This window comes from Acidobacteriota bacterium (assembly GCA_003225175.1).
Taxonomy (GTDB): domain Bacteria; phylum Acidobacteriota; class Terriglobia; order Terriglobales; family Acidobacteriaceae; genus Gp1-AA112.
In genome coordinates this window covers 92,156-107,402 of the sequence record QIBA01000030.1, presented here as the reverse complement: position 1 = coordinate 107,402, position 15,247 = coordinate 92,156, and the positions used below count along the sequence as shown (strand labels likewise).

Here is a 15,247-nt window from a genome sequence, read left to right as displayed (position 1 = left end):
TCAGTTCACCTGCTTTAGCCTGTTGCCTATCACTTATCGCCAATTGCTGCTTTTTCTCACGCCACCGCGGCAGCCTGAGCCATCCGCATGAGGCAGACCACGGTCAGGTCATTTGGTTCGTTATGGCGGAAGCCAGCGATTGAGAACTGAGGGCCAAAGGACGAGGGCTGCTCGCTATGCTTCACGGCTCGTTCCAATAGATCGTGGCAGACATCTTGGGCCGAGGTGAATGCCTGGTCACGCAAAACCTGGCGCACGCGATCCATTCCAAATTCGCGGCGGCCGGAGGCGATCTCTACGAGCCCCTTTGAAACCAGCACAATCGAGGAGCCTGGGTGGGCTACCGACACTTGCGCATCGTGAGTGGCGTGCGAAAAGAGGCCCAGCGGGAGGCCAGTAGGATCAAGCTGGATTACCTCGCCACCGCTCTTAACGAACGCAGGTGTGTGGCCCGCGTTGACGTAATGGATGAGCCCAAACTGCTCGTCCAGGCAGCCCGCAAACGTCGGGGCTGGGCGGACCCCACCAGCGGCCTGCATCACGGTTCGATTCAGCTCGAGCACGAGCGCGGTTACTGCGTCCGAAACGTTGGTATCGGGGTGACTCAGTAGCTCCGGGGCAAGCTTGTGCAGCGTGTCCTGCGCAGCTGCCGCGATGTGCAACGCCTCGCCCCGTTTTCCTGCCACGTCTGACAGCAGGAAGACCACGCGCGTGGAGCTAATCGGAAGGAAGTCGTAGTAGTCCCCACCAATGCGCGATCCCCTGTACCGGGCTGAGACGCTCAGATTCGAGCGGTCTGGCAGGACCGAGGGCCGGGGCGTACGCAGATCGGATTTGGGCGATTGGCGCTCGAAAAATCGTTTCATCTGAAAACGGTGTGGGGACGGGATGACGAGAAAATACCATAATCCCAGCGGAAGGCAAGCGTGGATCAGCGCTGAGCGAATTGAGGGATGTTAATCCCAGGTGAGAAACGGCTATTTCTTCGATTTCTTGGAGTTCCCTTTGCCCTTCCCAGCGAGGAGCGCCATCCCCTCAATTTCGACCTTGGCGCCGGGCACGAGTAGACCGGCAACCACCACGATGGACATGGCGGGATAATGCTTACCCAGCTCTTCGCGATAGGCCTTGCCGATTTGTTTCTTGTTGGCGAGATAGGCATCGCTATCCGTAATGAACCAAGTGAGGCGGACCAAGTTCTCGGCCTTTCCTCCCGCGGCTTCGAGCGCCGAGAGTACGTTGGCAATGGCTTGGCGTGATTGTTGCGTAAAGTTGTCGGAGACCATTCGCTCAGTGATGGGATCCCATCCAACTTGGCCCGCGATGGACACGATCTTGCCTTGGCCAACGGTTGCGTTGGCATAGCCGCTGGGCTGCGGCCACTCCCTGGGATTTACCAGCTTTGGCAGTTTGCTCATTGACTCTGCTTTCTCAGCTCGAAGCGCTGTAATTTGCCGGTTACGGTGCGTGGGAGCGCCGCAACAAACTCAAGAGCGCGCGGATACTTAAAAGGCGCGATCTGTGATTTTACGAAATCCTGCAGTTCCTTTTTGAGGGGGTCGCATGGAGTGTAACCTGCCGAGGTAACAACGAATGCTTTTACTATCTGCCCACGATCCGGATCGGGAACTCCGATCACGGCGCATTCCTGTACCGACGCATGCTCCAGCAAGACGTTCTCAACTTCAATCCCTGCAATGTTGTAACCCGAACTGATAATCAAGTCATCGGTGCGCGCCTGGAACCAGAAGTACCCGTCTGGATCCACGCGAAAGGAGTCGCCGGTGAGGTTCCATCCGTTTTGCACATACTTAGCCTGCTCGCGCGAACTGTCCAGATACTTGCATCCGGTGATGCCGCGAACCGCTAGGCGGCCGACCTCGTCAGCAGGGGCATCTCTATCACCCTCGCGGAGGATCTTCGCTTCGTAGCCATGGATTGCCCTTCCGGTAGCTCCTGGCCGGATTTCCTCTTCGGGAGCGCTAATGAAAATCTGCAGCATCTCGGTGGAACCGATACCATCGATAATCTTCAACCCCGTGACTTCGCGCCAAGCTTCGAACGTTGATAGAGGCAACGTCTCACCTGCGGAAACGCATTTGCGCAGCCTCGGTACCTTCTCGCGGCCGAGCTCCTTCAACATGGCGCGATAGGCCGTGGGAGCGGTGAAGCATACGCTGGCGTTATAGCGCAGAATTCCTTCGAGCAGATGTCCGGGACTGGCCTGCTCCAGCAGCACGGTCGCGGCGCCGGTCCGCATTGGGAACAGCACGAGTCCGCCAAGCCCATAGGTGAATCCTAATGGCGGCGAGCCGATGAAGAGATCGTCGGCATTCGCTCGCAGCACGTATCGCGGAAAGCAATCAGCAGCCGCCAGGACATCACGATGCGTGTGCATGGTCCCTTTCGGCTGGCCGGTGCTGCCTGAGGTAAAAGCGAGCATAGCGATGTCGTCACACGAAGTTTCGCAGTTTGGGAAATGGGAGGACTTTGTACTTGCCAGCGCCTCAAGCGAGTCTGCCGCGTCGGAGTTGAATAAAACCAAGCGCGAGTTTTCTCGCGGAGAACCGTCCGCATGTTTGGCAAAGGCTTCTTCGCACTCATGCGCGTATCGAGCATCACAAAGGGCTAGTGCAATCTGGCCTTTGTCAGCCACGGAGACCAGCTCGCGACAGCGCAGCAGGCAAGGAGTGGTAGCCACGACCCCTCCTGCCTTCACCACGCCGAACCAGCTGGCGACCAGCATCGGATTATTGGGACCGCGCAGAAGCACGCGATTGCCGGGCACCAAATCGCAGTCTTCGCGTAAAACGCGTGCGATGCAGTTGGCTGTATCGAGCAATCTCTGGTACGTCCACGATTCCGCTTCGTGAATGAAGGCCACGCGTTTGCCTGAACCGCGCTCAACCATAGAGTCGAGTAGTCCCGCCGCACAGTTGAGGCGTTCGGGATATGAATACTCGGGCAAATCGTGGATGAAGATTGGCAGTTGGTCCGCAGGAGGCATGCGATCCGCGCAGAACGTGTCGACGTGCGCGGTATATCGCATTGTGTTGGATTTAGCCGGCACTGCCTTCTCCTGCAGCTGTTTTCAGCAGATGATTTGCGATGATCAGCTTCTGAATCTCGCTTGTGCCTTCATAGATGCGCAGAGCGCGAATTTCCCGATAGAGCTTTTCAGTCACCGAGCCCGCAACAACTCCGTGTCCACCGAGAATCTGCACTGCTTCATCAATGACACGCTGGGCTGATTCGGTTGCGTGCAACTTGGCCATGGACGCTTCGCGGGTTACGGATTGCTTGAGGACATCGTGTGTCCAGGCGGCACGATACACGAGCAGTGCCGAAGTATCGATTGCGAGGGCCATTTCTGCAAGCTTAGTCTGTGTGATCTGGAACTCAGAAAGACTCTTTCCGAAAGCCCTGCGATTCTTCGACCAGCGCACAGCTTCATCGAACGCTCGACGCGCAAACCCCAACGCGGCCGCGCCGACCGTCGGGCGAAAAAGATCGAGTGTCGCAAGAGCGACCTTAAGTCCCTCTCCCTCCTTGCCGACGATCGCTGCAGCTGGTACACGGCAATCTTTGAATTCGAGAGTTCCGATGGGATGAGGTGCGATTACATCGAAGCGACTAACTTTCAGTCCTTCGATCTTGCCCGGAACGAGCAACGCTACAAATGATTTCTCTCCGCCTTCCGGGTATCTGCAGAAGATAACGTAGAAGTCAGCGAGACCGGCGTTGGAAATCCAGGTTTTCGTGCCATTGATCACGAAGTGATCGCCTTCGCGGCAGGCGGATGTCTTCATGGCACGAACATCTGAGCCCGCCTCTGGCTCCGAAATGGCGAACGCAGCAATCATCTCGCCTGAGACTACATTTGGCAGGTACTTCCTCCGAAGTGCATCGGATCCGAAGAGGGAAATTGGGCACGATCCGAGGCCTTGCATGGCAAATGCAAAATCTGCCAGCCCGGAGTGGTATGCGAGAGACTCGCGGATCAGGCAGACACTGCGGATATCGAGCTCTTGAGCATGGCCAAAAGGCGCCGGAACTGCATGCTTCCGCAGGTTATCGCCAAATGCGCGCACCAAAATGCGGCAGCGCTCATCCGGGAGAGCTCTAACGTCGTCTTTATTCAAATCCGGATTTTGCTCAAGTAACGTTGCGACATCATGAGCGAGTTTTCGATGCGACTCTTCGAAAAAGGGCCAACTGAGAAAGCTGTGGTCGGGCATCAGTTGCCCTCAAATTTTGGAGTCTGCTTCGCTGCGAAGGCGCGATAGGCTCGCGCGAAGTCCTCTGTCTCCATACAGGCGGCCTGTGCCTGGGCTTCGTTCTCGATGGCTTCGTGAATGCTCATATTCCATTCTTCGTGCAGGCAGCGTTTGGTGGTTGCATGGGCAAGCGTGGGACCATCAGCGAGCTCCTGCGCAAATTGTGTGGCTTCGCTCAGCAAACGCTCCGGAGCGACCACGCGATTGTAGAAGCCCCAGCGTTCGGACTCATTAGCGTCCATGAAGCGACCCGTGTACAGCAGTTCGGCAGCGCGCCCATGGCCGATGATGCGGGGGAGGATCGCGCATGCACCCATATCGGCTCCGCTGAGCCCGACCTTTACGAAAAGAAACGCGACTCGGCTTCTCGGTGTTCCAAAACGGATGTCGCTGGCCATGGCAATGATCGCTCCTGCGCCAGCGCATGCACCATCAATGGCGGCGACAATTAGCTGCGGACAATCGCGCATTGCTTTAACCAGCTCGCCGCTCATTCGCGTAAAGGAAAGCAGTCGGTCTGATTGCTTCTTCTCTCTCATCTCGAGCAGGGGACCGATGATTTCGTGAACATCGCCGCCAGAGCAGAAGTTGTCGCCCGCGCCGGTGATCACAAGCACCTTGATTTCGGATACACCATTCAGAGACTGAAAAGTGTCGATCAGTTCTTTGTAGGACTCGAAAGTCAGAGGGTTCTTGCGTTCGGGACGGTTCAGGCTGATGGTTGCGAGTCGATTTTCGACACGCCAGAGAAAGTGCTTTGGTTGAATGCCCGGTCTGGGAATTTTAACCATTGAGTAGCTGATTACGCGATTCCGCCAGCCTTCAGCCAGCCAGTTCGCTGCATTGAACCTTGATCGGTTACATCGACCTGATAAGTTTCCATCCTCGAATCGAAGTGTTGTCTGATCGCCTGTGCTATCTGGTGAAGGCGATCCATATCGCGGCCCATCAGCGAGAGATCGGCGCCGAGCTCTGCGAGGGGACGGGCGATGGCTGCGCCGATTTCGCGTCCCCCGCCGGTAGCGATCGCGTGGCGTTCGCGCACATAGGCATCGCTGCTCAACTCTTACCTCTCCTTTGTTCGCTGCAACGCGCGTTCGAGCTGCTGCTTGCCCGTCAGATACTGCTTCGGCCAGTGTTGCTCCGTGTAACCGAGTTGCGCAGCTGCGTGCAGCGTCCAGTTGGGATCGATGAGGTGCGGCCGGGCCAATGCGCATAAGTCAGCTCGTCCCGCGGCGACGATCGCGTTCACCTGGTCGGCCTCAGTGATATTGCCGACTGCGATGGTGGGAATGCCAGCTTCATTGCGGATGCGATCGCTGTAGGGTGTCTGGTACATACGTCCGTATTGCGGACGGGCATCGACCGAAGTCTGCCCGGTGGAAACGTGAATAATATCAGCGCCGGCACGATGAAATGCGCGCGCGATCTCTACCGCCTCCGGACCCTCGATTCCACCAGGAACCCAGTCTGTCGCTGAGATACGCACTGACATTGGTTTCCTGGACGGCCATAAGGATCGCATTGCTGTGAATACTGCAATTGGAAAGCGCAGACGATTCTCGAGGGAGCCACCATACTCGTCGATGCGGCGATTTGCTAGCGGAGTAATGAAGCTCGAGAGCAGATATCCGTGCGCGCAGTGCAGTTCGAGCATGTCGAATCCGGCAGCGATACCCATGCGAGTCGCGCGTACGAAGTCTCCAATAACCTTCTCTATATCAGCACGCGTCATCTCGCGTGGAGTGTGCATCGCCTGCCCGTGAGGAATTGCCGAGGGGGCGATCACCTCCCAATTGCTTGCCTCGAGCGGCTCATCCATGCCGTCCCAAGCAAGCTTGGTCGATCCCTTGCGGCCGGAATGCCCAAGCTGCAGCGCAATTTTGGCTAGGCTGTTGTTGTGCACAAAATCGACAATCCGCCGCCACGCGGTTTCATGCTCCGGTTTGTACATTCCCGTGCAGCCGACGGTGATGCGGGCCTCAGGCGAGACGCATGTCATTTCGGTCATGATGAGTCCCGCCCCGCCGAGGGCCCGTGCTCCCAAGTGCACCAGATGAAAATCGGTGGGAGTTCCATCGACGGCGCAGTACATATCCATGGGCGAGACGACTACACGATTGATGACGGTTATCTCGCGCAACGTGAACGGCGTGAACATCGGTGGGACGGCTCGCTCCGTCGCTTTGCCCGAGGCGCGACTGGCGAACCAGCGTTCCAGCTTGTCGACATACTTCTGGTCGCGGATCCGAAGATTTTCGTGGCTTACTCGCTGACTACGCGTCAGCAGACTATACGTGAACTGTTCCGGATCGAGATCTACGTACCGACGAACATTCTCAAACCATTCCATCGAATTCCGCGCGGCACTTTGCAGGCGAAGAGCTTCGGTCTTGCGCTCGCCTTCATATTGTTGGAATGCTGCTGCAATCGATTGCTCCGAATTCAGTGCGCGTGATAGTGCCATGCCGTCCTCCATCGCCAGCTTCGTGCCGGAGCCAATGGAGAAGTGGGCGGTGTGTGCTGCATCGCCGAGCAGAACGAGATCGCCATGAAACCAATGCTCATTGCGCACTCGCAGAAAATTTAGCCATGGCGATTGCGACTGGTGCGTTGCGCTGAACAGTAAAGGATATCCGTCGAGCCACCCGGCAAACAGTCGCTCACAGCCTGCCACCGTCTGCTCAGCGTTCATGCGATCGAATGCTGCGTTTCGCCAGGAGAGTTCGTCGCACTCCACGATGAAGGTAGAGTGATTCTCGTCGAACCGATAGCAGTGTGCCTGGAATACTCCGTGCTCGTTTCGCACGAAATAGAAAGTGAAAGCTTTAAACTTGTAAGTAGTGCCTAGCCAGATGAACTTCGCGGGACGCATTTCCACTTCGGGACGAAAGAACTTGGCATACTTGCGGCGAATCGTGCTGTTTATCCCGTCCGCCGCAACGACCAGATCATAGCGCTCGACACTCGGGGTAGAGTTACCTGTCTTCCTCGTAGTGACGCAGCATGCTGCGCCTCTACCATGCTGTGTCGTCGTACCGCACTGCGTTACATCGTCTATTTCAGTCCCAAAGCGCAGTTCAACCCCCAAATCAGCACATCTTTGCTGCAGGATGTTGAGCAATTTCTTGCGTGCGATTCCGCTGAAGCCGTGCCCGCCCGATGTGATTCGGACGCCTTTGAAGTAGACATCGATATCGTCCCAATGAGCGAAGTTCTCGATGATTTGCTGATAGCTCGCCGAATCAGCTACCCGAAAATTTTCCAGAGTCTGGTCAGAAAAGACCACACCCCACCCGAAGGTGCTGTCAGGTGCGTTGCGCTCGAAGACACTCACCTGGTGGTGCGGATGCGCCTTCTTCATCAGGAGTGCGAAATAAAGTCCTCCAGGGCCTCCACCCACAACGGCAATACGCAGCGGAGGCCGCTCAGAAATCGGCATTTAGAACCTTGGGAAATGGCATTTCGAAATCCGCATTCGGCGATCGGCTAAATCGCGTTCAGGGTATCACCATCAGTATTTCCAATGCTTTACATGCGCCGATGCTAATGGCAGTCTCTCTCAAATTCGGAAGTTCTAGAGCCAAAGTAATGCTGGGACGTGGACCAAAGTGACCGTGGTGACACGTCTAATCACAGCAATGCTGACATACCATGGTCCCAGCCGCTTGTCTGGTTTTCAAGGTTTGAATGACCGTGCTGCGCACGGGCAAGGAGAACTTATGCATTACCAAAATGATACAGACTCAACGAAGAACGAGTTTGAGGCTGTCTCAACCGCGAGCCGCGGTCTGAACATGAAGCTGGTCGCGATGATCCTCGGCGCAGCGTATATCGTGGGCTCAGGATATTTCGCCTACGAGGTCGGCTCGCGAGTCGAGAAAGCGGAAGAATCGCAAAAGACTCTCGTCGATAGCGTGGAGCTGCGTAATAAGGCCCTGATCGACCAGATGGGCACCACCGAAGCCAACCTGAAGGCGTCTACAAACGACCTGCAGACACGGATTGGCAAGACGCAGCGCGAGATCGCGGCGCGCTCTGCCGCCCTGCGCAAGCAGGTTGCTGAAACCGAACGACAGCTTAAACAGAGTCAGCAGCTGCTGGCGTCTGTTTCGAACGACCTCGGCGGTGTCAAGACAGATCTTAAGGGCGCGAAGGGCGATATCGAGGCCACGCGAGGCGATTTGGAAGCGACCAAGAAGCGCCTTGAGACCACTATTGGCGACTTGGGAATGCAGAGCGGGCTGATCGCTCACACTCGGGATGAGCTAGAAGTCCTGATGCACAAGGGCGACCGCAATTACTACGAGTTCACACTTACGAAGAACAAGCGTCCGACTCCTGTGGGCACTGTGAGCCTGCAACTAAAAAAGGTGAACTCGAAAAAAGGTAACTTCACGATGAACGTCCTTGCGGACGATCACGTGATCGAAAAGAAGGACCGAAGCGTCGCCGAGCCACTGCAGTTCTATACCGGCCGCGATCACGTGCTCTACGAGGTGGTGGTGTTCACGGCGGCGAAGAAGTCGGTCTCAGGCTACCTGAGCGCTCCTAAGAACGCGCCGCAGCCCGGAGTCCTGCGGGAGCAATCGGGCTTCTAATAACCTCAAAACGGAACGAAGAGCCGCCCTGGTGGCGGCTCTTCTGCTTTTGATCTGAGGGCCCGAAACGAAGCTTCGAGAGCGTCCCGGTAATGTTTCTTCACGGATCGAAGCGCAACTTGTGCATGGTTTCCGGGTCGAATCGGGTTATATTTAAGCAGCCTCTTCTCTGGAATTACATCAATATCTTGGCGGCTACCCCCAGCCCCGAAGGGTGAATATGGAATACGAGCAAGATCCGGTTGCTGAGACCAGCAACAACGTCTTTAGAAAAACTGTCATTGCTGTAATCGCCTTGTACGTACTTGGCTCCGCGTATTTTCTCTACAGCCTTGGTTCGCGGCTCAATAAGCTGGAGGCCGACCAGAAGGCAGCCATCCAAACCGTGGAGCAGAGCAATCGGGTTCTGATGGATCGACTGGGCCTGACCGAAACCAGCCTGAAGCAGTCGACCGAAGTGTTTCAGTCGAGGCTGACCAAAGCGCAGAGAGAAGCCGCCGCTCACGATGCCGCCCTGCTCAAACAGCAGCAGGAGACCACGCAGCAGCTTCAGCAGAGCGAACAGAAACTGTCCTCGGTTTCCACAGACCTCGGCGGTGTGAAGACCGATCTCAGTGGCGCCCGTAGCGACCTCACGGCCACCCGCAACGATCTAGACGCAACCAAGAAGCGGCTTGAAAGCACGATCGGGGATTTAGGAGTACAGAGCGGACTCATCGCCCACACGCGCGACGATCTTGAAGTCCTGAAGCATAAGGGCGACCGCAACATATACGAGTTCACACTGAACAAGAGCACGAAGCGTCCCACGCCGGTGGGCACAGTGAGCCTACAGCTCAAAAAGGTTGATGCTAAAAAAGGCAAGTTCACTCTGAACGTCGTAGCGGATGATCGAACGATCGAGAAGAAGGACAAGAACGTTGCCGAACCATTGCAGTTCTACTCCGGTCGCGATCGCATGTTATACGAGGTGGTTGTGTTCTCAGCTGCAAAGGATTCAATCTCTGGCTATCTGAGCACCCCGAAGAACGCGCCGCAGCCTGGAGTAATCGCTCAGTAAGCAGGATCTTGAATATATAGAGGACACGGAGATTGGGAGGGTTTTCTTCGAAGCCTCGTGACCTCCGTGTTAAATCTTTTAGGGTTTCACTTCCACCAACATCACGTTTTGCAAGCCCTTCTTTGCCATTTCGTCGTTGAAAGCTGGAAGATCTTTTGCATAGAAGTCGTTGAAGTCTGACTGAGCTTTCTCTAGATGTCCGTGGAGGAGGTTGTAGACTTCTATCTCCGATTGCGTGGGAGGGAAGTCGGGATTGCCTGCGACATCTGCGCCGCCGCTGCCTACTTCTGCCCCGAGCCACACAAACTTCAGGTAGAGCTGAAGCGGTCCACGAAATGACTTCAGATCGCCTTCTGCGACTGTTCTCTGCAGGAGTTGATCTTCAATCGCCAAGACCTTCTCGTCGAGTCTCTTCGTTGAATCCGATAGCGACTTGCCCGCGTTCGCGGCCTTTACCATCTTCTGCAAATCTTCGAGCTGTTTGCGCGTCCACTCGATTTGATTGATCATGCGCACGGAAGCGTTCGCGTCGTTGTAGATGGCGACAGAAAGGTTGGTGGCGGCTTCCACATCGGCCTCACTGCCGGTCGTATTGGGATCCTTAAGCACAGTGAGCTTTTGGGTGAGTGTCTGCCCGTCAGCAACCAGCTTCACCGTGTAAGTGCCGGGCGCGACGAGGGGCCCGATGGTTGGCTCCCCGCTGGCGCTGCGCATCACAGCTTCGGATTGGCTTCTGCCAACGCCGTAGTAATAAACGGGACGCGATTCTTTCCCCACGAAGCGTTTTTCTTCCCAGATATGGGGATTGCCCGCCGGAGCAGTGCGCAACGCAACCTCGTTGATTGCAGGGTAGCGTAGATCCCACCATGTCCGGTTAATGCCAACCAGGTTCGCAGCCTTTAATGCGCGGATGGTTTTGCCGTCCGCACCTTCGATCATGATCTCAAGCTTTTTGGCCGGCTGCTTGAGGAAGTAATTAATCGAAGCGCCATAGGACGGATTCTCTCCTTCTACACCTTCCCCCATTTCGCGATGAAATGTTTCCCGGAAGCGATACGCTGGACGTGGCGTAAACAAGTGAACAGTCGCGCTTCGTGCCTTGTTGTCGAACTGTTCTAGTGGTGTGAGATCGTCAAGAATCCAAAAACCGCGGCCGTAAGTTCCGACGACCAGATCTTTGAAATGCTCCTGAACCGTGATCCAGTGCACCGGAGCATGCGGCAGATTGTTCTGCAGAGGCTGCCAGTCGTCGCCATCATCGAAAGAAATGTATAGCGAGTTCTCGGTGCCCGCGTACAGCAACCCCCGACGTACTGGATCCTCCTGGATTGCGTCGGTGTAGCTGAACGGAGACTTCGGGATGCCGTTCACGATCAGCTTCCACGACTTCCCAAAATCGGAAGTCCTGTAGAGATACGGATCGCGAATGTTCACCTGATGTCCGTCCACCGCGATGTAGCACGTGCCGGCATCGTGTCTCGAAGGAATTACAGCGTCGACGGTCATTTTGGGCGGCATGCCTTTCGGCGTGACGTTCGTCCAGTGCGCACCGCCGTCGCGCGTTACCTGTACAACGCCATCATTGGTGCCGGCCCAGATTTGTCCTTTTTCAACCGGGGATTCTGCCACTGAGAAAAGGACCCCCGCGTATTCGACGCTCAGATTGTCGACGGTGAGCCCACCGGAATCTCCGTGCATGCTGGGATCATTCAGGGTCAAATCGGGACTAATGGTTAGCCATCTCTGGCCGCCATCTGACGTCTTATGCACAAACTGGCTGCCCACGTACACGATGTTGTGATCATGCGGCGAGATAGCGAGGGGATACGTCCAGTTCATGCGAATCTTCACCTGGCCAGCGTTAGCGCCCATCGTTCGATCAGGCCAGACACTTACGGAACGGGCGTGCCCGGTGCGTAAATCGAATCGTTCCGTGACTCCCGCGTAGCATCCTGCCCAGGCGATGTTTGGATCTACCGGATCGGGAGTGTTCCACCCCGTTTCGCAGCCACCACTGGTTGTCCAATCCGCTGCAGGAATGCTGTTGGAGCCAAGATCGTTGCTGGGGCCGCGCATCGAGGGCCCATCCTGCATCTGGCCGTACACGTAATAAGGAATTCTCGTATCGGTTGCGGCGTGGTAGATCTGCGCGATTGGCAGGCGAATGCGAGTCCATTCCTTACCCCGCACGGCGGAGATCATGACTCCGCCGTCGTTACCGATCATCATGCGGTTAGGATTTTGCGGGTCGGACCACATGTCGTGATTGTCTCCACCCCAGCGCACCAGATCAGCAGTCTGGCCTCCATCGTAACTAACGCCCATGCTGTTCGAGGGGAAATAGATTTCGTTCTCGTTGTCAGGCATGACCAGCATCCGCGTGTAGTAGTGCGGACGCTCATTCAGCAGCCGGCTGTTGTTGACGAGCCTCCAGTTTTCTCCGCCATCATCGCTGCGCCATAGCGATCCGCGCTGACCGGTTTCGATCAATGCATAGACGCGGCTGGAATCGTTTGGAGCAACCGCGACCGCAATTTTCCCGAGCGGAGGATCGGGCAGGCCATGTGCCGTGATTTTCTTCCAGGTGCTTCCGCCGTCATGCGTAACGAAGACTCCACTGCCTGGCCCGCCGCTGTTGCGGCCCCAAGTCTTGATATCGATCTGCCAGGTTGCGGCGAACAGAGTATTTGAGTCTTTCGAATCCATCGACAGATCCGAGGCTCCGGTATTCTCATCAACAAAGAGAACCCGCTCCCAGTTCTTTCCGCCGTCCTTTGTTCGATACACGCCGCGCTCCTGCTGTGGTCCATAGCAGGTTCCAAGAGCGGCTACGAAAACAACATCAGGATTGTGTGGGTCGATGATGACTCGGCCGATGCGACCCGTGATGTCGAGTCCCATGTGCTGCCATGTCTTGCCCGCATCAGTGGACTTGTAAACTCCGTTCCCGATCGAGACATTGCTGCGGATGAACGTCTCTCCCGTCCCTACCCACACGATGCTGTGGTTTGACGGTGCAATCGCAATCGACCCGACCGACTGCGCAGGTTGTTTGTCGAACACAGGATGCCAATTGAATCCTCCGTCGGAGGATTTCCATACTCCGCCTGAGGCCGCCCCGGCATAGTACACATTCGCGTTGCCAGGTTCGCCCACTACCGCGCTGACACGATTTCCCGGAGGTCCAATGAAACGATATTCAAGATGCCCAAACGGCGACTCGGCTTCCGCAGAGTCCGCCGTTGTGGGTGACACTGCAGCCTTTTCCTCGGCTCCCGCCTTTGTTTCTGGTCCGGCTCCGGGCTTTGCGTTGCCCTGCCTTGAGGAAGTGGCTGCAGGCTTTTTTTGCTGAGCAACAGAAGAAACAGAAAGAAGAACTGAAATGAGAAGGGAAACTGGAACAGCGAAACAGCGGGAAGCTAGCCTCGTAGCCAATCTTCACCTCGTCGCAATTTGGGATGGGACGAAATAATTCCTGCAAATACTACAGCCGGGCTGGGAAAGTGTCGATTTCGAGGCGGAAGTCTATCCACGGTGGTTCGCCCGACGTCACTAATGCTGTTAAAATATTGTGTTTGCCGCGCGATTCCGAACGCACGGGTCACATGCCCGGCGCTTTGACTGCCAGCGGCTTTCCAGCCGGCCTTCGGCAGGCATTCACCGATTCAGGAGATTTCATTGCATGGCGATTCCAGCAACACAGCTGCGTCCGGGCATGATCATCAAGCACAACAACGATCTGCACACAGTGTTTAGCGTTGAGCACCGCACTCCGGGCAATTTGCGCGCCTTTATCCAAGCCAAGTTGCGCAACTTGCGCACCGGCGCTATGTTCGAGCACCGCTTTCGTTCACCCGATCCGATCGAGAAAATCGTCGTCGACGAAGTCGATATGGAGTTCCTGTACAACGACGGCGACGATTATTACTTCATGAACACCGAGACGTACGAGCAGACGCACCTCAAGCGGAACACATTAGGCGACGCTGTTGAGTATCTGACACCGAATCTCCAGATTAAGGTGGAGTTCTACGACAACAAGCCTGTGGGCATCGAATTACCTCAGACAGTTGAGTTGACAGTAGTTGAGACGGAACCGGGACTGAAGAGCGCCACTGCCAGTAGCGTAACCAAGCCGGCAAAGCTCGAAACCGGTCTCGTGGTGCAAGTGCCGCCGTTTATCAATGAGGGCGAAAAGATTCGGGTGGATACGGCTGAAGGAGCGTATCTGTCGCGAGCGTAGCTGCGGCAGCGTCACTGCAATAACAGAGCGCGAGACGGATTTTACGGACCTCACGGATATATCGGGTTGTTCGTCAGTGACCTACAATCCTTGCGGTTGAATTGAGTCGCTAGCACATAGGAGCCAAGAACTAGCAGCTTTCTCATGACTCGTCGCTATGTAGTTACCGGACGCGTTCAGGGAGTTGGGTTCCGCTGGTTTGTGGAACGTGAGGCTTCTGCTGTGGGTATACGTGGATGGGTGCGCAATACTGATAATGGCACTGTCGAGGTACTTGCGAGTGGCACGGCGGATCAGCTTGCGCGATTGCGCCGATCGCTTGAAAGAGGTCCGCGCGCATCGCGCGTGGATGAAGTGCAGGAATTCGAAGAAGCACGGGAAATCAGGGAAACATCATTCCGTATTGAAGGAGCCTGGTAGTGAGTTCATCACGTGCAGCCTCGCCATCGAAATCTGATGCCATCAATTGCGATCATTTGAAGAAGCTTATTCGCGAAGTTCCTGACTTTCCCAAACCAGGCATACTCTTCTACGACATCACGACGCTGCTCAAGGACAAGGTCGGCTTCGCCACGCTTATCGACGCGCTTTCCGCACACTACATGGAGAAGGACATCGATCTTGTGCTGGGAATCGAGGCGCGCGGCTTCATTTTCGGTCCGGCGCTCGCATATCGCCTAAATGCGGGCTTTGTGCCGGTACGCAAACCGAAGAAGCTTCCCGCCGAGACCGCCAAGGTTACATATCAACTTGAGTACGGCAGCGATTCCCTGGAGATTCACAAAGACGCAATCCAACCGGGACAAAGAGTCATTATCGTGGACGATCTGCTAGCCACCGGCGGAACCTGCGCGGCGACGGTTCAGCTAGCCAAATCTCTTGGCGGAAGCATTGCCGGTTTGGCCTTTGTCGTCGAGCTGGACTTCCTGAATGGGAAAGAGAAGCTCAAAGAGTACGATGTCTTTTCGCTGCTGCACTATAGCTCCTAACCTCAAGAATCATAATTTGCCGTTTTGGGACATCGCAGTCCCTTTTCGGTTCTCTGTGGAAAACTTAATCGCCATCC

The 15,247-nt window shown here is 55.8% G+C and carries 13 protein-coding genes; 5 read left to right on the top strand and 8 right to left on the bottom strand.

The features are described 5' to 3' along the window. Window positions 1–56: 56 nt before the first annotated feature. The 7 genes from DMG62_02750 to DMG62_02720 all read right to left on the bottom strand — a co-directional run bounded on the left by DMG62_02750 (window position 57) and on the right by DMG62_02720 (window position 7,695). On the bottom strand, window positions 57–866 hold the full coding sequence (locus tag DMG62_02750; protein ID PYY24503.1) for a hypothetical protein: 810 nt from the start codon (window positions 864–866) through the stop codon (window positions 57–59). Window positions 867–977: 111 nt separating this feature from the next. Then, window positions 978–1,418: an enamine deaminase RidA gene (locus DMG62_02745; GenBank protein PYY24502.1), complete on the bottom strand. Its 441-nt coding sequence runs from the start codon at window positions 1,416–1,418 to the stop codon at window positions 978–980. After that, a complete protein-coding gene (locus tag DMG62_02740; protein PYY24501.1) occupies window positions 1,415–3,049 on the bottom strand; it encodes a 2-aminobenzoate-CoA ligase in 1,635 nt (544 codons plus the stop codon). Before DMG62_02740 ends, DMG62_02745 begins: the two co-directional genes overlap by 4 nt. A gap of 10 nt (window positions 3,050–3,059) precedes the next feature. Then, window positions 3,060–4,238 carry an acyl-CoA dehydrogenase gene (locus DMG62_02735; protein PYY24500.1) on the bottom strand — a complete coding sequence of 393 codons (1,179 nt, stop codon included), beginning with the start codon at window positions 4,236–4,238 and terminating at the stop codon, window positions 3,060–3,062. Next, window positions 4,238–5,068: an enoyl-CoA hydratase family protein gene (locus DMG62_02730; GenBank protein ID PYY24499.1), complete on the bottom strand. Its 831-nt coding sequence runs from the start codon at window positions 5,066–5,068 to the stop codon at window positions 4,238–4,240. Before DMG62_02730 ends, DMG62_02735 begins: the two co-directional genes overlap by 1 nt. Before the next feature lie 11 nt (window positions 5,069–5,079). After that, window positions 5,080–5,322, bottom strand: a complete 243-nt coding sequence (locus DMG62_02725) for a hypothetical protein (protein ID PYY24599.1) — start codon at window positions 5,320–5,322, stop codon at window positions 5,080–5,082. Window positions 5,323–5,343: 21 nt separating this feature from the next. Continuing rightward, entirely contained in the window at window positions 5,344–7,695 is a 2,352-nt protein-coding gene (locus tag DMG62_02720; GenBank protein PYY24598.1) for a bifunctional salicylyl-CoA 5-hydroxylase/oxidoreductase, read from the bottom strand. 304 nt (window positions 7,696–7,999) lie between these two features. Between DMG62_02720 and DMG62_02715 the strand changes: the two genes are divergently transcribed. Together DMG62_02715 and DMG62_02710 are read left to right on the top strand one after the other, a co-directional pair. After that, window positions 8,000–8,878 carry a hypothetical protein gene (locus DMG62_02715; protein ID PYY24498.1) on the top strand — a complete coding sequence of 293 codons (879 nt, stop codon included), beginning with the start codon at window positions 8,000–8,002 and terminating at the stop codon, window positions 8,876–8,878. A 220-nt stretch (window positions 8,879–9,098) separates the two neighbouring features. Further along, window positions 9,099–9,938: a hypothetical protein gene (locus DMG62_02710; protein PYY24497.1), complete on the top strand. Its 840-nt coding sequence runs from the start codon at window positions 9,099–9,101 to the stop codon at window positions 9,936–9,938. 78 nt (window positions 9,939–10,016) lie between these two features. Here DMG62_02710 and DMG62_02705 read toward each other — a convergent pair whose 3' ends face one another. Next, window positions 10,017–13,373 carry a sialidase gene (locus tag DMG62_02705; GenBank protein ID PYY24496.1) on the bottom strand — a complete coding sequence of 1,119 codons (3,357 nt, stop codon included), beginning with the start codon at window positions 13,371–13,373 and terminating at the stop codon, window positions 10,017–10,019. A gap of 247 nt (window positions 13,374–13,620) precedes the next feature. On the opposite strand from DMG62_02705, the gene efp reads away from it, so the two are divergent. From efp to DMG62_02690, 3 genes are all read left to right on the top strand, one after another. After that, complete coding sequence (gene efp, locus DMG62_02700) at window positions 13,621–14,181, top strand: elongation factor P (protein PYY24495.1); 561 nt, start codon at window positions 13,621–13,623, stop codon at window positions 14,179–14,181. Between the two features lie 144 nt (window positions 14,182–14,325). Continuing rightward, window positions 14,326–14,601, top strand: a complete 276-nt coding sequence (locus tag DMG62_02695) for an acylphosphatase (GenBank protein PYY24494.1) — start codon at window positions 14,326–14,328, stop codon at window positions 14,599–14,601. Window positions 14,602–14,642: 41 nt separating this feature from the next. Next, a complete protein-coding gene (locus tag DMG62_02690; protein PYY24597.1) occupies window positions 14,643–15,170 on the top strand; it encodes an adenine phosphoribosyltransferase in 528 nt (175 codons plus the stop codon). Window positions 15,171–15,247: the final 77 nt, after the last annotated feature.

Bases quoted from the DNA above. Each gene is read 5' to 3' on its own strand.
- DMG62_02710 (PYY24497.1), top strand. From the start codon at position 9,099: ATGGAATACGAGCAAGATCCGGTTGCTGAGACCAGCAACAACGTCTTT.
- DMG62_02730 (PYY24499.1), bottom strand. From the start codon at position 5,068: ATGGTTAAAATTCCCAGACCGGGCATTCAACCAAAGCACTTTCTCTGG.
- DMG62_02695 (PYY24494.1), top strand. From the start codon at position 14,326: ATGACTCGTCGCTATGTAGTTACCGGACGCGTTCAGGGAGTTGGGTTC.
- DMG62_02735 (PYY24500.1), bottom strand. From the start codon at position 4,238: ATGCCCGACCACAGCTTTCTCAGTTGGCCCTTTTTCGAAGAGTCGCAT.
- DMG62_02750 (PYY24503.1), bottom strand. From the start codon at position 866: ATGAAACGATTTTTCGAGCGCCAATCGCCCAAATCCGATCTGCGTACG.
- efp (PYY24495.1), top strand. From the start codon at position 13,621: ATGGCGATTCCAGCAACACAGCTGCGTCCGGGCATGATCATCAAGCAC.
- DMG62_02745 (PYY24502.1), bottom strand. From the start codon at position 1,418: ATGAGCAAACTGCCAAAGCTGGTAAATCCCAGGGAGTGGCCGCAGCCC.
- DMG62_02740 (PYY24501.1), bottom strand. From the start codon at position 3,049: ATGCGATATACCGCGCACGTCGACACGTTCTGCGCGGATCGCATGCCT.
- DMG62_02715 (PYY24498.1), top strand. From the start codon at position 8,000: ATGCATTACCAAAATGATACAGACTCAACGAAGAACGAGTTTGAGGCT.